This window comes from Pannus brasiliensis CCIBt3594 (assembly GCF_036688125.1).
GTDB lineage: Bacteria > Cyanobacteriota > Cyanobacteriia > Cyanobacteriales > Microcystaceae > Pannus > Pannus brasiliensis.
Genome location: NZ_JBAFSM010000022.1, coordinates 63853 through 82745, shown reverse-complemented (window position 1 = coordinate 82745; position 18893 = coordinate 63853). Strand labels below are relative to the sequence as shown.

Here is an 18893-nt window from a genome sequence, read left to right as displayed (position 1 = left end):
CTCCTGACTCCTGCCTCCTGCCTCCTGCCTCCTGACTCCTGCCTCCCCTACAAAGGCAAACTCACCACGAAGGTAGAACCCCTACCGGGTTGACTGGTGAAGGAAATCGTCCCGTTCATCGCCTCGACGTACATTTTGGCGATTTTTAAGCCTAGACCGGTTCCGGGGATAGCGCCCACGTTCCGGCCGCGGTGGAAGGATTCAAAGACGCGATCGCCGTCTTCCGGGGGAATGCCGATCCCCCGATCGATCACGGTAAAGATCGCCCGATCGCCCCGTCCCTCGATCGCCAGATCGATGCGGGAATTTTTGTCCGAATACTTAACAGCATTAAATAGTAAATTTGTCAAGATGTGATAGAGCAATTTGCGATCGAGGCACACCGTTTCCGGGAGATTCGCGATCTGGAGAACGAACGAACGCTCGTTATCGGAACCGACCCGAATTTCCTCGATTAAATCCCTGGCGAGGCGATCGAGAGCGATCGGGCGGCGATCGATAGTAATTCGCCCGGAATCGACCCGGCTAACCGTTAACATCTCCTCGATCAACTCCCGGATCTGGATACCGGCCTCGTAAACCCGTTGGAAATGCTCTAGACACCGTTCCTCCGGTAACTGACGGTAGCGTTTGAGTAGGAATTGAATCGAACCGAGAATCACCGTCAGGGGGGTGCGGAACTCGTGGGAGGCGATATCGATAAACTCGGTTTTCAGTTGGTTTAACTCCCGTTCTTTCTCTAACGCTCTCTGGATTTCCCGCTCGGCCCGCCGGCGTTCGGTGATATCGGAAATAATCGACAGATAGCCGGTCAGTTGTCCGGAATCGTCGCGGAGATAGGTCCAGTCGATCTGCACGTCGAACGTCTCTCCCGTCCCCTTTCGGGAGACCGAGCGATAGGGAGTCGGCGCGGGTCGCTCCCGATCGAGAAATCGCAGGTATTCCTGTAATTCCCGCTTTTCTTCCTCGTTCGCGAGACGATCCCAGATGCGAGAACCGATCGATTCACCCGGTTCGAGTCCGAAGATACGCTCGCTCGCGGGGTTCGAGTAGGTGATCGTCCCCGTCCGATCGCATTCCTGCACCCCGTAGGGAAGCATGGTGACGAGATTCCGATAGCGTTCCTCGCTTTTCCGCAGGGCGGCCTCTACCCGCGCCCGCTCCTCGATTTCCGAGTTCAATCGCTCGATCGCCCGCGTCAGATCCCCGGTACGTTGCCGGACGCGTTCTTCGAGGTTTTCATTGCTCTCTCGGAGCGAGTCTAGCAGAGTCTGGCGTTCCTGTTCGGCGGCGGCGCGGACGGCGAAAATCTGGAGGATATCGCTAGGGATGTCGATTTTCAGCGGGGGCTGAGAGCTAAAGACCGCGCTCGATCCGATCGCTTCCCCGCGCGGGTCGATCGGTCCTGTACCGGAAAATGTCTCGATTCCCCGATCGGCTACCCTTTTCTCCTCGGGGAACGATCCGGCGGCCGGATCGGGATAATCGTTCGTCCCGCCATCGATCGGTTTCTCGCGGGGGAGATTCTCCGATCGCCGTCCCTGTCCGTGAACGGCGGTTTTTTGTAAACCCAGTCGGATCAGCTTGATCGCCCGATCGAGAAATTCCCGATCGCCCGGCCCGATCGGCGATCGATCGCCGTAGAGAGCTAGATTTCCCCAATTCTCTCCCCGATGGCGGATCGGTAGGGATAATAGGGCTTCCTCGTCCTTTTCCCGCGAGACCGTTACCCGATCGAGGGACAGTACCCGACGGATACCCTCGCGACAGAAGGCGAGGATCGAGTCGAGATCTTCCGAGTTCAACAGGAAATCCGTGATCTCGTCCAGAGTTTCCCGCCGGGCGCGCTCGTTCATGATCGCGAGATCGATTCTTGTAATCGTTCCTCTAGAGCTTTTTTCCCGAATTTTTCCAGGGTTCTCTCCCGTAACCATTCCCCCCGACAACGGCGATCGTTCCCGCGCAAGATCTCGCTGACGGCGATCGCCACCGCCCCCGGATCGCGATAGGGAACCCGCCAACCGACGAGGCCATCTTGCAGGGGATCGGCCGATCCGTCCTCGTCCCCCGAAACCACGGGAACCCCGCAGGCCATCGCCTCCAGATAAACGATCCCGAAACCCTCCCGCGACGGCATCACGTAAGCGTCCGCGAGACGGTAATGCTCGACTAACTCCTCCGTCGGCACGAATCCCGCGAAAATCACCCGATCGCTCACTCCCATCTCCCGCGTCAACGCCTCTAACCGCGGTCGGTCGTCCCCCCGGCCGATCACGAGATATTTCACGTCCGGATGCGTTTCCAGGATTTGCGGCAAGGCCCGGATCGTCACGTCCACCCCTTTATAAATATCCCCCGACCACAATCGGGCCACGGTCAGTAAAACCCTCGCGTTGTCTATACCATATTTCTGAACTAATGTCAAGTTCCTCGGGGCGGGAGTGAATCGATCGCCATCGACGACGCAGGGAAGGATCGCCACCCGCTCTCGATCGATCCCGTTAGCGGCGCAGAGGAGATCGCGGCTGTAGCGGCTGATCGTCCAGATGCCGTCCGCCGCCTTCAGCGCCTGTTTTTTCGTCGCCGGTAACGGGTTCCAGACTTCCTTACCGTAGGTGAGGACGGTATAGGGAACACCGAAGGGAGCGCAGAGAAGACGGGTTAGCGGCGCGAGATTGATATGACCGCAGAAAATCCGTGTCGGACGGCGTTTCAGGAGACAATTCAGCAGGGAAAGAGCTAATTTCACGCGTCCGAACCGGGTCGATCGACTTTTCAGGTAGTGAAAGGTAATTCCCTTCCCTTCCAACGGGTTCCGACAATCGTTGCCGTCGCGTAGGAGAAACACCTCCGCGTCCTTCGACTCCGGCAAGGCTTGATAGGCTTGCAAGACATCTTGAACATAGGATTGAATCCCCCCCTCGCGGGAAAAAATTTCGAGAAACAAAAAAACGTGAGACATCTGGAATCGGTAAACTTTCGGTAAAGGTCAAGGGTACGAGGGTGTGGGGAACGAATCTTTTTCTCTAGTGTAGGGGCGATCGTTTCCATCCGTCCCGATCGCCCGAATTCGAGACACCGACGATCGAGAGCTACGGCAAGTCTATAGAAGTTATATCCTACATTATCGAGTTTTATTTCGATTTTAAGTGATTTTAAAGAGAATTTATCCGAATAATTTAACCCTTCCCGAAAAAGTTAGGAAAAAACAATAGAGACGCTCCGGGGAACGTCTCTACGGGAAAAAATCTCGATCGATCCGAGAGATTACATCTTGCCGCTTTGCATGACCTGCTGTAGATGTTGGCGAACCTCCTCGACCTGTTTCATCTCCTCCTGTTGCAGTCTTTCCAGAAGTTGAACGCAGGGTTGAGAGCGCGCCGATCGAGCGTCCTCGATATACTCGTTATACACCTGAACGGCTTCCGCTTTATTTTTTAGCACGCTCAACAAATCGAACTCTAGATCGCTAATCGCCTGTTGTCCGCTGATAGCCATAAAAACACGAGCCTCCGAGCGAGAATTACCCTAACATTTTGGCTAACTCCCGGACGAAGGCTCATCTACCGAAAGGGAAATCCCCCGCGACCGCGTGAGAGATCAATAGCCTCGCCACACGCCGATGAGAACGCCCTGAACCTGCACCCGATCGACCGTCACCTCGATCGGTTGATAATCCCGGTTCGACGGTTGCAGGGTGACTTTTTTACCCTCCTGATAGAAGCGTTTCAGGGTCGTGCCGTGGCCCTCGACCCTCGCGGCGACGATTTCCCCGTTCGATATCGATTCATTACCCCCGCAGGTACGCATGATCACCACGTCCCCGTCGGCGATATGATCCTCGATCATGCTATCTCCCGTCACCCGGAGCGCGTAACAATCCTTGGTGCGTTGGAAAAGCTGGGATAGATCCAGTTTATCCTCTATATCGGTGAAAGGTTCCACCAGTCCCCCGGCGGCGATCGAGCCGAGGATCGGCAGACCCTGGGCCGGTTGGCGGAGAATCCGGATCGTCCGCGCTTTGCCTTCCGTCCAATCGATATAGCCTTTCGATCGTAACCGTTCCAATCGACTTTGAATCGGCGCGGGAGAACGCAAATTCATCGCCCGCATCATCTGCCGGATAGACGGCGCGTGTTGGGTTGTCCGAATATACTCGATCAACCAATCGTACAATTCTTGTTGGGCCTGCGTGAGGCTTTCCGCGTTAGTCATAGCGATTACTTTCCCTCTCCTGTGAGTAAGGTTATTTGTACTTTAGTGCATCTGTGTTTAACCTAGTACACTTTTTCACCTTTATCAATAAATCCCCGCTTTTTAAACTAGAGTTCGTTCTACGGAATCCCTCGTCCCGATTCGTCCCCGGTCTTCCTCGGAGAATGTCCGCGAATCCCCGGTTATAATTGCCCCGTTTGTTATAGATCGGCGGCGATCTCTCGGTCTTTAAAGGCAACAGGGAACAGGGAACAGGGAAGGCATCTTCTCGGCGTTTCAATCCCCGAGAAGATGCGATCGCCCCAAGGAGAGGGGGCTTCCGACCCGTCGGTCGGCCCTTGGAAACGAACGGGCAACAAATTACCAATTTTGGATTCGATCGAAAGTTCTTACGGTTGCCCGTTGCCCGTTGCCCGTTCCCTCGATCGAGGGTCGGTCAACGAGTGACCACATTTTCTACCGTCGCGCTCTCGATCGGGGCATTTTTTTCCCGGACTTGAACGGGTCGGCAATTCGCCCGTTCGTCTCCAGGTAGCCCGAACGTTCGACGATCGATCCCCGATTAAGAAATATTAAGGGACGGGAAAAATAAACTCGAAAAATGCTTCAAGAATTCCCGGTGATTTAACGAACCCCGCTCGACCGGGGCGAGGTTTTTGAAAAAAATCCTTGAAGAACTTTTATAAAAGTTCATAGAAACCGCGTCGCGGAAGACATCGAGAACTTTGTCCTCTAGAATAAAATTAAGAAGACAAAAAGGTTATGACGTTATGAAAACCATCATCGATCGATATTTTCCCGCCAAGAATTGGACGACCCTCGCGATGATCGTTCTCGGTTTCTGGCTTAGTTCTAGTCTCGTTATCGATCTCGTCATTCTGCCCGGCCTTTCCGTCTCCGGCATGATGACGCAAAACGGATTCGCCAGTGCCGGCTATCTGGTCTTCGGCATCTTCAACCGTCTAGAATTACTCTGCGCCGCGCTCGTTCTCTGTAGTTTCCTCGTCTTTCACCGCTATCATACCCTCCTCCATCTCCCCGAACATCGATCGCTTCTTTTCGCCGGACTCCTCTTCGGGATCACCGTGATTTATACCTATTTCCTGACCCCGAATCTCAGCGGTTTCGGCCTACTCGACCCCCTAACTTCCGCGTCGGGAATGCCCGCCGGGATGATGCCTCTCCAGATCGGTTACTGGCTACTAGAAGTGTTGAAATTAGCGCTCGGTGTAACGTTATTACGCTGGTGTTTCCGGGACTCGTTTAAATTAGCTTAAAGGCAACAGGGAACAGGGAACGGGGAACGGGGAACGGGAAATTTCGTGTCATGTTTACTGAAAAAGGCGGGGATTGTCCCGCCTTTCTCGTTTATCGTTTTTTCGGTATAGCTATCAGTTATCAGCGTTCGGCTTTTCTCCCCTACTTCCTACCTCCTGCCTCCTGCCTCCTGCCTCCTGCCTCCTGCCTCCTGACTCCTGCCTCCTGCCTCCTGCCTCCTGCCTCCCGCCTCCCGATTCCTTTAAAATTGATAACAGGTTTTCCCGCATTTTTCGATAAAAATTGTCTCGATCGAGTATTTTAAACGGGCGATCGTCTGTCGGAGACGATTCTCTCCCTCTTCCAACCGCCACAGCGTCTCGTGATCCGCGCAGTTAATCACCAGTGCGTCCGCGGTGGCGAAAGCGTAAATCACCCCGTCGCCGTCCAATTCGCTCGCCCGTAAAATGCCCTGTCCGATTTTGCGGGCTTGTTGGATCTGCTCGATTAACTTATCGCCTCTGGTTTTCATACATTCCCTCCTGTAAATGGGCAAAACAAAGCGATCCCTACGAAAAAGTATCACTAGGGCGCGGTTTTCGGTTCGCTAAATAGAAATCCTGTCTCGCCGTGACGTTCGATCGAACCCCTCTCCCGTTTCGGACAAGGCTCGAAAAGAGATAACAAAATCTGTTCCTGTCTGTATCATATTTTACAAAAAGCGAACGATCGGCGATTTTCACAAAAGTTAATTTACCGCCTCCTCCCGCGGCCGGAGCGATCGAGTTACTCGATCGAGAAGAAAAATCCGTCGGAAAACACGGACTCGATCGACGAATTTCTAACCCGCGCTTGAAAAAATAGCGACACCGAAAGCCTGTGCTAAAATCAGCATACTAGGGTCGCTCAGTAGGTGATGGATAGGCTATGTTTGAACGGTTCACAGAAAAAGCCATTAAAGTGATCATGCTCGCCCAAGAGGAAGCCCGCCGCTTAGGCCATAACTTCGTCGGAACAGAGCAGATTTTACTCGGACTCATTGGCGAGGGAACGGGAGTCGCCGCCAAAGTCCTGAAATCGATGGGGGTTAACCTCAAAGACGCTCGCGTGGAAGTCGAGAAGATCATCGGTCGCGGTTCGGGTTTCGTGGCGGTAGAAATTCCCTTCACCCCCAGAGCGAAACGCGTTTTGGAACTCTCTCTCGAAGAAGCGCGCCAACTCGGACACAACTACATCGGTACGGAACACCTCCTCCTCGGACTGATCCGCGAGGGCGAGGGAGTCGCCGCTAGAGTCCTGGAAAATCTCGGCGTGGATCTCTCGAAAGTCCGCACGCAGGTGATCCGGATGCTCGGCGAGACCGCGGAAGTTGCGGCGGGTTCGACCTCCCAGGGACGTACCAAAACGCCCACCCTCGACGAATTCGGCTCCAATCTCACCCAACTGGCAAGCGAGGGCAAACTCGATCCCGTCGTCGGTCGCCAGAAAGAGATCGAGCGCGTCATCCAGATTCTCGGTCGTCGCACCAAAAATAACCCCGTTCTCATCGGGGAACCGGGGGTCGGTAAAACCGCCATCGCCGAGGGTTTAGCCCAACGCATCGCGAATAAAGATATTCCCGACATTTTAGAGGAAAAACGCGTCGTTACCCTCGATATCGGTTTACTGGTAGCGGGAACCAAATATCGCGGGGAATTCGAGGAACGCCTCAAAAAAATCATGGACGAGATCCGGCAGGCCGGAAATGTCATCCTCGTCATCGATGAAGTTCACACCCTGATCGGCGCCGGCGCGGCCGAAGGGGCGATCGATGCCGCCAACATTCTCAAACCCGCCCTCGCGCGGGGAGAATTACAATGTATCGGCGCGACCACCCTCGACGAGTACCGCAAACACATCGAACGCGACGCCGCGCTGGAACGACGTTTCCAACCGGTGATGGTGGGTGAACCCTCCGTCGAGGAAACGATCGAGATCCTCTACGGTCTCCGCGAACGGTACGAACAACACCATAAATTAAAGATCCTCGACGAAGCCCTAGAGGCCGCCGCCAAACTGTCCGATCGCTACATTAGCGATCGCTTCCTCCCCGACAAAGCGATCGACCTGATCGACGAAGCGGGATCGCGGGTTCGTTTGATCAACTCCCAACTTCCCCCCGCCGCGAAGGAACTGGATAAAGAACTCCGTCAAATTCTCAAGCAGAAAGACGACGCGGTTCGCGGTCAGGACTTCGAGAAAGCCGGGGAACTGCGCGATCGGGAAATGGAAATCAAAAACCAGATCCGCGCCCTCGCGACCACCAAAAAAACCGGCGAGGACGGCAACGATGAACCGGTGGTAGACGCGGAGGAAATCGCCCACATCGTCGCTTCCTGGACGGGAGTACCGGTTAACAAACTCACGGAAACCGAGTCCGAAAAACTCCTGCACATGGAAGATACCCTCCACCAGCGCCTGATCGGTCAGGAAGACGCGGTGAAAGCGGTATCGCGCGCTATCCGTCGCGCCCGTGTCGGCTTGAAAAACCCCAACCGTCCGATCGCTTCCTTTATCTTCTCCGGTCCCACCGGAGTCGGCAAAACCGAGTTAACCAAAGCCCTCGCCGCTTACTTCTTCGGTTCCGAAGATGCCATGATCCGTCTCGATATGTCGGAGTACATGGAACGGCACACGGTTTCCAAACTCATCGGTTCGCCTCCGGGTTACGTGGGATACAACGAGGGCGGTCAACTCACCGAAGCGGTGCGCCGTCGTCCCTACACGGTGGTACTTTTCGACGAGATCGAGAAAGCCCACCCGGATGTCTTCAATATGCTCCTGCAAATCCTCGAAGACGGACGCTTAACCGACGCGAAAGGTCGCACGGTGGACTTCAAAAACACCTTGCTAATCATGACCTCGAACATCGGTTCCAAAGTCATCGAGAAAGGTGGCGGTAGTCTCGGTTTCGAGTTCGCCGACAACCAAGCGGAAGCCCAATACAACCGGATTCGCGCGCTGGTGAACGAGGAGTTGAAACAATACTTCCGTCCCGAATTCCTCAACCGTCTCGACGAGATCATCGTCTTCCGTCAACTCAACAAGGAAGAGGTCAAGGAAATCGCCGAAATCCTCCTCCGCGACGTGTTCAAACGTCTCACCGAACAGCAGATCACCCTGTCGGTAACGGATAAGTTCAAAGAACGACTGATCGAGGAAGGGTATAATCCCGCCTACGGCGCCCGTCCGTTACGTCGCGCGATCATGCGTCTTCTCGAAGATGTTCTCGCGGAAGAAATTCTCTCCGGCCGCGTGTCCGAGGGAGATACCGCGACGGTTGACATCGACGAGGAAGGCAAAGTGAAAGTGATCGCCGGCGAACAACGGGAATTAATCGCCCCGGCCGTCGAATAAAATCGCGTTCTCAACGTTTAATAAAAGGTGGGTTCGCGCCCACCTTTTTCAATGAGATTCACCACAGAGGCACAGAGAAAACGGAGAGTCATGAAAGTTTGGATCGTCACCAGTGTTTTATTGTTTATTCTCGTACAGATCTATCAATCGCTAAAAGGCTATATTCTTCCCCTACCGATCTATGTTCTCGCGGGGGCGCTATTAGCGATCGCCTCGAACGCGTCCGGGAAAGTGGAGTTTCTATCGGGACAGACGGAACAACAGATCGCCACGACGATCGATCTCCCCGAAACCCTACCGAGTCAACCGGAAATGTCCTCGCTACCGGCGATCGAAAGCGAAACGGAATCGGTCGATCGCCTATCTTAAAAAAAGCTATGAACGAACCGTTACATCAGTACGCGATCTGTATCAATAACGCGAATTGCGAGGACTTGGAACCGCGGAAAGTTTATCGAGTTCTCCCCGATGATCGCGCGTTACCAGAAAAATATTTACGGGTTATCGATGAATCTGGAGAAGATTATTTATACCCAAAAAATTATTTTATATCGCTTAGTCTGTCTCCTGCGGAAGAGCGTGATTTGTTACCCTTATTCGTTCGCTCTTCGTAAAGATCGAGACTAATTTTCGAGAATTCTAGACGATGAAAACTAGCTACGATAATGATTTAACCCTGTGGGCGATCGAAACGGCGCGACTATTACGAGAGCGTCGATGGGATGCTGTAGATTGGGAACATCTCATCGAGGAAGTGGAAGATTTGGGAAAGAGCGAACGGAGCGCTATCGGCTCTCAACTGGAGAGAATTCTAGCCCATTTACTGAAATGGCAATATCAACCACGACGTAGATCGGATAGTTGGCTAGACTCGATTAATGATGGACGTTCCCAAATCCGTCGTAAGTTAGAAGATAGCCCCAGTTTACAGCATTATCCGCGACAAATTTTAGAAAAAGAATACACGATAGCGCGTCGGGAAGTCGCTAGACAAACTCGGTTATCGATCGATCTCTTTCCCGAGTCCTGTCCCTATACTGTTGAACAGGCGATCGATGACTGGTTGCCCGACGAGATCGATCGCCAATAATCAAACGTATTCAGTCTCTTCGGAAAGATAAACGCTCGATAATTCGCCGGTAGCCAAGATAAATCGACAGCGCGCGGAATCCGTATCTTTCGGTAAGGTTTTCCCCCGGTCGATCGCGCGAGATCTCTGTAACGATCGAGATAATGAATTCGAGGTATACCATGACTGACTCGATCGAGAATAATCTACAGGACACCACGCCGGAAGTCACGATCGATCCCCCCGTCGAAGTAATTCCCGAAGAAACCCGCGAAAATCGGATTCGATCGACCTTTACCGAATTCCTCAACGCGTTCCGGACGGAAACCCTCACCCCGGCGATCGAGAAACTAGGGGCGAAACTATCGAAAGAATGGGAGATTCTCGACGCTTCCTGGTCGGAAAAATACGGCGATCGCTATCAACAATTGAAACAATACCTAGAAATCGCTAAAACTCGCTACGACGAGGAAAAACTAAAACTCGACGGTGGCGAACCCACGATCGTCGAAACCACACAATCCGAATGGGATAGCCGTTTCGCCGGCGCGGGAACCTTCGCCGCGAGAGCCGAAGAACGCATCAAACAACGGCTGGTCGAACTCTGGGAAAACCGAAAAATCAAAGCCTAATCGCTCTCTCGCGTTTTGTCGTCGGGAGAGTAGGGAGTGGGGAGTAGGGAGTAACTTTCTCGAAACTCTCGATTTTTTCCCGAAACTATATCCTCTCTATATTTATTTCCCACTCCCTCACCTCCCCCACCTCCCTCACCTCCCTCACCTCCCTCATCTTCCCCATCTCCCCCACCTCCCTCATCTCCCTCATCTCCCTCAAGCGAAACTCCGCGCTCTACCTTGACCGATCGAGCGCGATCCATTATTCTATCGCCATACGATTATGTTAAAACTTCTATACATTAGCCCTCGATCGATAGGCGATAAGAACGATGACCCAAACGCTAATCCAACCATCCACCCTCGTTGAACTGCTCCGGTATCGAGCCACCGAACAACCCGACGGTCACGCGTACACCTTCCTCGTCGATGGCAAAAAAGAAACCCCACCGTTAACCTATAGCGAACTCGATCGACAGGCCCGAGCGATCGCCGCCTATCTCCAACAATATCAAGCCAAGGGAGAACGCGCCCTCCTCCTCTATCCCCAAGGATTAGAAGTCGTCGCCGCGTTTTGTGGCTGTCTGTACGCGGGAGTCATCGCCATTCCCGTCCCTCCCCCGGAATCCGGACGACTGAAACGCACCCTCCCCCGATTACGGGCGATCGTCAAAGACGCGAACGCCACATTCGCCCTCGTCACCGAAAGCATTCTCTCGTTAATCGAAGGCGTAAAAGAAGAATTTCCCGAATTCGACCAGATGAAGTGGATTACCACCGAGAGTATCGATATTTCCCTCGCCGATCGCTGGGAAGATCCGAAAGTCGATAAAGATGCCCTCGCCTATCTACAATACACTTCCGGTTCCACCAACGTTCCCAAAGGGGTAATGTTGAGCCACTTTAACCTCATGCACCACTGCGGCTATCTTCAGAAAGCTTGCGGGTACGAGCCGGATAGCGTTACCCTGACCTGGATGCCCTATTTTCACGATTACGGACTGGTAGAAGGGATCACCGTCCCCCTCTTCAACGGGACACCCTGTTATTTAATGTCCCCCTTCTCGTTCATCAAGCGCCCGATCCAATGGCTGAAAAATATCACGAGATTTAAAGTCACCCATAGCCAGGCGCCGAACTTCGCCTACGATCTCTGTACCCGACGGGTAAAAGCCAGCGATCTCGCCGAATTAGACCTGAGATGTTGGCAGGCGGCGGGAAACGCGGCGGAACCGATTAACCCGAAGGTAATGGAGAAATTCGTCGATACTTTCTCTCCCTACGGCTTTTCCTGGGAAACGTTCGCCCCCGCTTACGGACTCGCGGAATATACCTTATTAATCTCCACGAAACCGAAAGGAACCACCCCCGTACTCGTGGCGATCGACGCGTCGGCCTACGAGCGGCGTAAAATTGTCGAGGTGAGTCCCGATCGAACCACGGGAGTCCGCTATCTTCCCAGTTGCGGCCGCCGGGTTTGCGAGACGAAAATCGCCATCGTCGATCCCGATACTCTGAAGCGTTGCGCTCCCGATGAGGTAGGTGAAATCTGGGCGAGCGATCCCAGCGTCGCCGGAGGCTACTGGCAAAGAGAGGACGCGACGAAAGAAACCTTTCAAGCGTATATCGCCGATACCGGGGAAGGCCCCTTTTTACGGACGGGGGATCTCGGTTTTATGCTCGATGGCGAATTATTTATCACCGGACGGATCAAGGATCTGATTATCGTCCGCGGTACGAATCACTACCCGCAGGATATCGAGTGGTCGGTGCAACATCTCGATCCGGTGTTCCGTCCCGATTACGGGGCCGCTTTCTCGATCGAGGACGGGGGAGAGGAACAGTTAGTGATCGTGCAGGAAATCGAGCGAGGTAGCGGAAAACTGGACACGGAAAAATTAATCGCCGACATCCGCCAAGAAATCGCCGAAGAACACGAGATCATGACCCACTCGATCGTTCTCGCCAAATCGGGAACGGTTTTAAAAACCGCCAGCGGTAAGATCCAACGTCGCGCCATCCGGCAGAATTTCCTCGACGGCAAGATTAATATTGTCGATGCCTGGTCGGAAAATCCGGAATTGGTGGCGAAGTTCGATCGCTCCGACGCGAAAGAAGAATAATCGAGATAGCGCGAAGCTTTCGGCTTTCGGCTAATCGAAGATTACATTCTTTTTCTCTATCTAAACCTAAAGCCGTAATGCTTACGATGGGTCGGTAAATCCGGCCCACTCGTTTTTTCATCGGTTCGATTCATGTCTCGAACATTCGGAATCCAGCTAAACTCGTAATTATTCGTAAATAAAATGCGATAATCATTGAATTATAGTTTCTTCTAAAATTTTTAGCCCTCTTATTCTGGATTCTGCCTCCTGCCTCCTGCCTCCTGCCTCCTGACTCCTGCCTCCTGCCTCCTGACTCCTTTCTCCGCGAGAAGTATCTTGACGGGAAATTTTGTTTTCCGCGACAGTGGTAGAGAAGTCGTTGGAGGAAGCGCGGATGAAACTGTATCTCGTGCGGCACGGGTTGGCCGGACAACACGGCGATTATGCCGACGATAACGAGCGACCGTTAACCGACGAGGGTAAGAAAAAGACCACGAGAGTGGCGCGACGGTTGGCGGAATCGGGGATGAAATTCGAGAAAATTCTTTCCTCTCCCCTCGTTCGCGCGCGTCAGACCGCGGAAATCCTCGTCGCGGAGAAATTGGGCGACTCGATCGAGGAATTTCCCCCGCTCGCTCCCGATGGCAAGGTTAGAGACTGGTTGAACTGGTGGCGAGGTTCGGCCTATCGCGGCCCGGAGAATTCGATCGCTCTCGTCGGTCACGAACCCGATCTCGGTTATTGGGCGGAATCGCTTGTATGGGGCGAATCTAGAGGAAATTTAATCGTTAAAAAAGCGGGAGTGATCGGCATCGAGGTTCCCGACCGCGAAAACCCGATCGCTCACTGCGAGTTATTTTTACTCATCCCCCCGAAATGGTTACTGTAGAATCGAGATAGGAGGCAGGAGGAGAATCAAGAAGAAAATACCTAAAAATTGCCTAAAATAGTCCAAAAAGTTTTTATAGATCGCGATCTCGGGAGTTTTGAGAATCTCTAAAATGAATTCCGCCGGAAGTCTCTTCACGAAGGTCTGAAAACCGATAAATCGGGGATTTCAACAAAAAATTATTACCTTACCGAGTTTATAGAAAAAATTTCCCCTGTTTTTCTCTTCCGGCTCCTGAATCTTATCCCGGAAAGAAATTTGGAAACCCGCGAGACGACGATCGCCGGCCGCCCCCGATACAATAGTATACAAAGCGCGAGAGAGTTAGGCATGAGCGAAGCAAGGGAACAGATCTGTATTGTCGGGGGTGGATTCGGCGGACTTTACACCGCGTTGCGTCTGAATCAGTTTTCCTGGGAAGACCGACCCCGACCGAAAATCACTTTGATCGATCGCCACGATCGATTTCTTTTTTCGCCGTTACTGTACGAGTTAGTCACCGATGAACTGCGATCGTGGGAGATCGCGCCGTCTTTTAGCGAATTACTCGACGATACGCCGATTCACTTTCACCGGGGAACCGTGACGGGAATCGACCTCGAAGCGAGAAAAATAAAGCTTGACAATTCTCCCGAACTGTGCTTCGAGCGATTGGCGATCGCCGTGGGCGGGAAAGCCTCCCTAGATTTCGTTCCGGGGGCGAGAGAACACGCGCTCCCCTTCCGTACTCTAGAGGATGCCTACCGTCTCAAGGATCGACTACGGGAACTAGAGCGATCGAGTCGCGACCGAATCCGGATCGCCATTATCGGGGGGGGATATAGCGGCGTAGAGATCGCCTGTAAACTGGCCGATCGATTGGGAGAACGGGGAAAAATCCGCATCATCGAGAAAACGGACGAAATTCTCCTCGCCTCCCCGAAATTTAATCGGGAAACCGCGAGAAAAGCCCTCGAAAAACGTCGCGTGTGGGTCGATTTAGAAACCAGCGTCGAGGAGATCCGCGCCGATCGCCTGTCGATGAACTATAAGGGACAGGTGGACGAGATCCCCGTCGATCTAGTGCTGTGGGCGGTCGGCCCGATCGTGTCCGACACGATCGCCGATTTACCCCTCGCCAAAGGAACCGGACAACGAATCCGCGTCAACGAGTATTTACAGGCGATCGATCGACCCGATATTTACGTTTTAGGGGACGCGGCCGACAGTCGCGATAAGGAAGATAAACCCTACCCCGCGACCGCGCAAGTCGCCTTACAACAGGCCGATTACTGCGCGTGGAATCTTCACGCGAGTCTCACCGGGAAACCCTTATTACCCTTCCGCTATCAACCGCTCGGGGAGATGCTCGCGCTCGGTGTTAATGAAGCGACGATTAGCGGTTCGGGGATTCAACTCGACGGGGGAGCGGCCTATCTTACCCGTCGTCTCGTCTATCTCTACCGACTCCCGACGGTGAAACATCAGGTAACGGTGGGGGTAAACTGGCTAACCGAGCCGATTTTCGCCGCGATCGGTCAATAAGCGGACGTATTCGGAGAGGGCGATCGAATCCGACTCGCTGAATTCCCCGCCATCGAAGCGATTTAAAACCACGATCGCCCCGAATAGCTCGTGATTCACCTCGATCGGGACGGCTAGGGCGGTCGTAATCCCCAAAGCGACGGCGATATCCTGACGGATTCTCGTATCTCCCTCGGTTTTGCCGACGAGAACGGGACAGTTTCCCTCGCGGACGACCCCGCACAATCCGGAGGTCGCCGTTTCGCCTTTTTTACCGACGATCGCCCCCGCGTGTTTACCCACTCCCGTGACGTAGTGAACGATCGATCCCCCGTCCTCAAAACGGGCGATAATAACGGTTTCCGCGTGGACTAGGATGAATACCTCGCGGGCGATCCGATCGAGGTCATCGTCGAGAGCGGTGGTTGAAGTTTCCAGACTCATAACAAAATCCGATGGCGAACGATCGATTTCTTTCCCGCCACGGCCCGATTATAGTCCTCGGATACCGTTATCGCGATCACCCCATTTCCGGAAAGTTATCTCTTCGGAAAAAATAAACTTCTCACGGAATTCAGTTTTGCACCCTCTAAAAACCTAAAAAATTAGGAATTATAGAAAATATTTTGAGTTTCCTGAAGATTTTTCCGTATTTTTTTCTGAATCCTGCCTCCTGACTCAATACCTCGCGGGTTTTGGATTTTTTAGGGTTTCTCGCCTACGGCAGACCGAAGGTTTCAGTATCCTCGTAAACGGGTAAATGGCTCTATCCGAGAAGTTATGGCATCGGGAAACGCGTCCCGCGGGTTCCGAGGCTCGATCGCCCGTCAATTCCCCGATCGAACTTCCCAAACCTTACGTCCGCCCTATCGGGTGAGTTCGGTTACAGACTCCCCGCCCGCTCCCGATCGAGAGGGACGCTATCCGCCGGGGCGGGTGATCCCGCGGTCTTCGAGTGCCGTTCCCGCGGGAGAATACGAAGGGGGATCTCCCGATCGTCCCGCGGTGAACCCCAAAATTCTTCTAGGGTCGGGCCGTCGCTCACCCGACGATCCCGAAAAAAGAAATCCCACCACTCGCGGGCGAACACCCGACGGCCCATGCGGGTGAACCAGTTCATCCCGTGCCGCGCCGCGCGATCGGGCTGTAAAAACGAGCGCCATAACGCTTTCGGTCGCGCTTGCAGGACGATCTCGATGAATTTCACCCAGAGAAAAACGCGCCAGGGCGGTAAATTCCGGGTTTCTAAAACTTGATGTTTATAGTCCCACTTAGTTCGATCGAGTTGAATAACCCGTCGGTCAGTCGCGAGCCGATAATATCCTGTCCAGCTATGGGGCGTGACGTACAGTGACATGATCTGATCCGGGTCGTAGCGGAGTAATTGTCGCAGGGTACGGAGGAAATCCCGATCGCTCACCTCCTCGAAATCGGCCACCCAGGTCGCCAGAGAGAGAATCCCGTGCTGTCGGAGTAGGCGGATCGCCTCCCGGTCGGTATCCGGGGCGCTTCCCTTGCGAATTTTCCGGAGCGTTTCTTCCTCCGTGTTCTCCATACCGAGCAAAAAGCGCTCGACTCCCGCCGCGCGGTACAGGTGGAGGAGATCGGCATCGCGAACGATATCGTCGGCCCGGGTCGAACCGATGAGCGTCACCTCGATCTTCTCGGCGATGATCGCCTCGCAGAATTCCCGCCAGAGCGTCCGGTTCACCGTCGGGTTCTCATCGGCTAGATTGAAGAGTTCCACGCCGTAAGTTCGATGGAGCCAGGCGATCTCGCGGGCGAGTTTCCGGGGGTCGCGATGTCGCCATCGGGCCCAGAAGCCCCGTTGTCCGCAGTAATTACACGAATGCGGACACCCGCGGGAGAACTGGATCACGACGGCCCGTTTACCGCCATAGTAGCTATATCGGGTCAGGTCAACCAGTTCCCAGCCGATGCGGTAGGCATCTAGATCCTCGATCGTCGGGGCGGGCGGGGTCTCCACGAGCCGACCGTCGCGACGGAAGGCGATACCCTCTACACTCGCGGGGTCGTCACCGTTTTCCAGGGCGGCGAGCAGTTTCGGAACGGTAGCCTCCCCTTCCCCGCGAACGATCGCATCGATCGAGTTCTCTTGCGCGAGGATCTCCCGAAAATGATAGGTCGGGAAGACCCCGCCGTAGACGATGGTCAGGTTCCGTAACTCTTCGCGAAAACGGCGAGTCAGTCCGATGGCGATCGGGTGCGCCGAGGTCGAGCCGGAATGACCGATCAGCAGTACCTCCGGACGATGCGCGACGACTCGCCGGACGATCTCCACTTCTTCGAGCGGGCCGATTTCCGCGTCGAGCAAAGTAACGTCATGTTCGGCATCCAAGAGAGGGCCGCCTATCGCTAACAGCCCCAGGGGAGGTAACTGCTCGCGGGGAATACGACTACCGATCGCCGGGTGGGGTGGGTTAACGATGAGAATACGCATAACTGTCCGTACTCGGTTACTTCTCGGGGAAAATCCGCCCTAGCGAAAGGAAAATCGTTTTCGTCCGAGGGGCGAACGGCGGGATCGAGGGCTCCCGGCGATCGGGAAAGTTCTCGCGACCCGAACCGACTCGCTCTTCTCTCCAAGATAGCGATCGCCCGATAACCCGGCACGAAATTGTCACGAATCTCGAAATAGCGTGTTTTAGGGCGTGTTTTCTCGCGGGGGAACCGACGAGCGCCTCCTGTCTCCTCCCGCGAGAGGTCTCTAAAAAATCGCCTCCGCGAGCATCGTTCCCGTGAGATCCGCGCCGGTTAGATCCGCGTCCCGCAGGATCGCGCCGCTGAAATCCGCGTAGGAGAGATCCGCGCCCCGGAAATTCGCCCCGGTGAGATCGGTGAGAAACGCGTCTCTCGCGGGACGGGCGCTAAAATTAGCCCTACAGAGTCGAGATCCCTCTAGATTCGCCCGATACAACGAGGCACCGCTAAAAATCGCGTAATTCAGATCCGCGTCCCGGAAATCCGTCTTGCCGAGATCGGTACGTTGATCCGAGGTCGGCCGGAAATCCGCGTCGAGTAATTTCGCCCCCCGGAGACTCGCCCCGTTGAGATTCACGCCGTTTAAAACCGCTTTGACGAGATAAGCCGTTTCTAAATTCGCTTTAGTCAGATTCGCACCGCTAAGATCCGCGTCTCTTAACAAAGCTCCCGTTAGATCCGCCTCGCTCAAGTCCGCACCCCAGAGAATCGATTCACTGAAATCCGTTGACCGGAGGATCGATCGGGCCAGATGGATTTTTCCCAATCTCGCCTGACGGAGATCGGCGCGGGAGAGATCGATCGCTTCCAGGGTGAGATTGGTTAACTCGATTTCCCGGAGGTTTAGCCCCGAAAAATCTCTCTCCCCGGCGCGGTAACGTCGCTGTAATTCCTCGCTCTCCATCTATTTCGAGAGGGTGAAGGCTTTTAAACGCTCGAACTCGATCGCCCGTTGTTGTAAACGCTGGCTCAAGCGATCGCAAACCCCCTCGCAGAGATCGAAAATGAGCGGGTCGGCGATCTCGTAGTACACGCTAACCCCCCGCGGTTGACGGGAGATAATGCCCGCCTGCGCCAGCGCTTTCAGGTGTTTGGAGAGGTTCGCCTGCCCCAATCCCGTCGCTTCGGCGATTTCCTTACCGTTCATCGCCCCGTTTCGCAAACAACTCAGAATTTGCAGGCGGCTCACCTCGGAAAGAACCTTGAAATAATCCGCGACCGCGGAGAGAACTAGCGTAGAGGTTTCGGGAGAAAAAGTATCCAACATAGTGATAAAGACCGATAATCTAAAACTTTATAACTATTCACTACTGTAGTCTACCGGAAGATTCCCCCGATCGCCG

Annotated in this window: 19 protein-coding genes; 8 read left to right on the top strand and 11 right to left on the bottom strand. The window is 54.1% G+C overall.

The annotated features are described in order from the left end of the window. Positions 1-47: 47 nt before the first annotated feature. The 4 genes from V0288_RS12965 to lexA all read right to left on the bottom strand — a co-directional run bounded on the left by V0288_RS12965 (position 48) and on the right by lexA (position 4215). Positions 48-1856 (bottom strand): sensor histidine kinase, encoded by a 1809-nt coding sequence (locus V0288_RS12965; RefSeq protein WP_332865528.1) that lies wholly within the window; start codon positions 1854-1856, stop codon positions 48-50. Then, positions 1853-2962 carry a glycosyltransferase family 4 protein gene (locus V0288_RS12960; protein WP_332865527.1) on the bottom strand — a complete coding sequence of 370 codons (1110 nt, stop codon included), beginning with the start codon at positions 2960-2962 and terminating at the stop codon, positions 1853-1855. Before V0288_RS12960 ends, V0288_RS12965 begins: the two co-directional genes overlap by 4 nt. 305 nt (positions 2963-3267) lie before the next feature. Continuing rightward, on the bottom strand, positions 3268-3498 hold the full coding sequence (locus V0288_RS12955) for a hypothetical protein (RefSeq protein WP_332865526.1): 231 nt from the start codon (positions 3496-3498) through the stop codon (positions 3268-3270). 102 nt (positions 3499-3600) lie between these two features. After that, positions 3601-4215: a transcriptional repressor LexA gene (gene lexA / locus V0288_RS12950; RefSeq protein WP_332865525.1), complete on the bottom strand. Its 615-nt coding sequence runs from the start codon at positions 4213-4215 to the stop codon at positions 3601-3603. Between the two features lie 770 nt (positions 4216-4985). Here lexA and V0288_RS12945 point away from each other — a divergent pair. Beyond that, positions 4986-5492, top strand: coding sequence for a hypothetical protein (locus V0288_RS12945; RefSeq protein ID WP_332865524.1), 507 nt, complete (start codon positions 4986-4988; stop codon positions 5490-5492). Between the two features lie 114 nt (positions 5493-5606). Here V0288_RS12945 and V0288_RS12940 read toward each other — a convergent pair whose 3' ends face one another. Together V0288_RS12940 and V0288_RS12935 are read right to left on the bottom strand one after the other, a co-directional pair. Beyond that, a complete protein-coding gene (locus tag V0288_RS12940) occupies positions 5607-5762 on the bottom strand; it encodes a hypothetical protein (RefSeq protein ID WP_332865523.1) in 156 nt (51 codons plus the stop codon). Next, positions 5735-6004 carry a hypothetical protein gene (locus tag V0288_RS12935; RefSeq protein ID WP_332865522.1) on the bottom strand — a complete coding sequence of 90 codons (270 nt, stop codon included), beginning with the start codon at positions 6002-6004 and terminating at the stop codon, positions 5735-5737. Before V0288_RS12935 ends, V0288_RS12940 begins: the two co-directional genes overlap by 28 nt. 395 nt (positions 6005-6399) lie before the next feature. Here V0288_RS12935 and V0288_RS12930 point away from each other — a divergent pair, with 395 nt between their 5' ends. The 5 genes from V0288_RS12930 to V0288_RS12910 all read left to right on the top strand — a co-directional run bounded on the left by V0288_RS12930 (position 6400) and on the right by V0288_RS12910 (position 12674). Further along, entirely contained in the window at positions 6400-8868 is a 2469-nt protein-coding gene (locus tag V0288_RS12930) for an ATP-dependent Clp protease ATP-binding subunit (RefSeq protein ID WP_332865521.1), read from the top strand. A gap of 90 nt (positions 8869-8958) precedes the next feature. Continuing rightward, positions 8959-9237, top strand: coding sequence for a hypothetical protein (locus V0288_RS12925; RefSeq protein ID WP_332865520.1), 279 nt, complete (start codon positions 8959-8961; stop codon positions 9235-9237). 277 nt (positions 9238-9514) lie between these two features. After that, positions 9515-9958: a DUF29 domain-containing protein gene (locus V0288_RS12920; protein WP_332865519.1), complete on the top strand. Its 444-nt coding sequence runs from the start codon at positions 9515-9517 to the stop codon at positions 9956-9958. 161 nt (positions 9959-10119) lie between these two features. Then, positions 10120-10569: a hypothetical protein gene (locus tag V0288_RS12915; RefSeq protein ID WP_332865518.1), complete on the top strand. Its 450-nt coding sequence runs from the start codon at positions 10120-10122 to the stop codon at positions 10567-10569. A 314-nt stretch (positions 10570-10883) separates the two neighbouring features. Next, on the top strand, positions 10884-12674 hold the full coding sequence (locus tag V0288_RS12910) for a fatty acyl-AMP ligase (protein ID WP_332865517.1): 1791 nt from the start codon (positions 10884-10886) through the stop codon (positions 12672-12674). A 130-nt stretch (positions 12675-12804) separates the two neighbouring features. Here V0288_RS12910 and V0288_RS12905 read toward each other — a convergent pair whose 3' ends face one another. Then, positions 12805-13074 carry a hypothetical protein gene (locus tag V0288_RS12905; RefSeq protein WP_332865516.1) on the bottom strand — a complete coding sequence of 90 codons (270 nt, stop codon included), beginning with the start codon at positions 13072-13074 and terminating at the stop codon, positions 12805-12807. On the opposite strand from V0288_RS12905, the gene sixA reads away from it, so the two are divergent. Together sixA and V0288_RS12895 are read left to right on the top strand one after the other, a co-directional pair. Continuing rightward, positions 13051-13545 (top strand): phosphohistidine phosphatase SixA, encoded by a 495-nt coding sequence (gene sixA / locus V0288_RS12900; protein WP_332865515.1) that lies wholly within the window; start codon positions 13051-13053, stop codon positions 13543-13545. The genes V0288_RS12905 and sixA overlap by 24 nt on opposite strands. Positions 13546-13875: 330 nt before the next feature. Further along, positions 13876-15069 (top strand): NAD(P)/FAD-dependent oxidoreductase, encoded by a 1194-nt coding sequence (locus V0288_RS12895; protein ID WP_332865514.1) that lies wholly within the window; start codon positions 13876-13878, stop codon positions 15067-15069. On the opposite strand, the gene V0288_RS12890 is transcribed toward V0288_RS12895, so the two are convergent. The 4 genes from V0288_RS12890 to V0288_RS12875 all read right to left on the bottom strand — a co-directional run bounded on the left by V0288_RS12890 (position 15034) and on the right by V0288_RS12875 (position 18817). After that, positions 15034-15492 carry a GAF domain-containing protein gene (locus V0288_RS12890; RefSeq protein WP_332865513.1) on the bottom strand — a complete coding sequence of 153 codons (459 nt, stop codon included), beginning with the start codon at positions 15490-15492 and terminating at the stop codon, positions 15034-15036. The two genes, V0288_RS12895 and V0288_RS12890, sit on opposite strands and share 36 nt — an antisense overlap. A 439-nt stretch (positions 15493-15931) precedes the next feature. Beyond that, a complete protein-coding gene (gene bchE, locus V0288_RS12885) occupies positions 15932-17509 on the bottom strand; it encodes a magnesium-protoporphyrin IX monomethyl ester anaerobic oxidative cyclase (protein ID WP_422661966.1) in 1578 nt (525 codons plus the stop codon). 267 nt (positions 17510-17776) lie between these two features. Beyond that, a complete protein-coding gene (gene hetL / locus V0288_RS12880) occupies positions 17777-18454 on the bottom strand; it encodes a heterocyst differentiation pentapeptide repeat protein HetL (RefSeq protein ID WP_332865512.1) in 678 nt (225 codons plus the stop codon). Continuing rightward, positions 18455-18817, bottom strand: coding sequence for an ArsR/SmtB family transcription factor (locus V0288_RS12875; RefSeq protein ID WP_332865511.1), 363 nt, complete (start codon positions 18815-18817; stop codon positions 18455-18457). Positions 18818-18893: the final 76 nt, after the last annotated feature.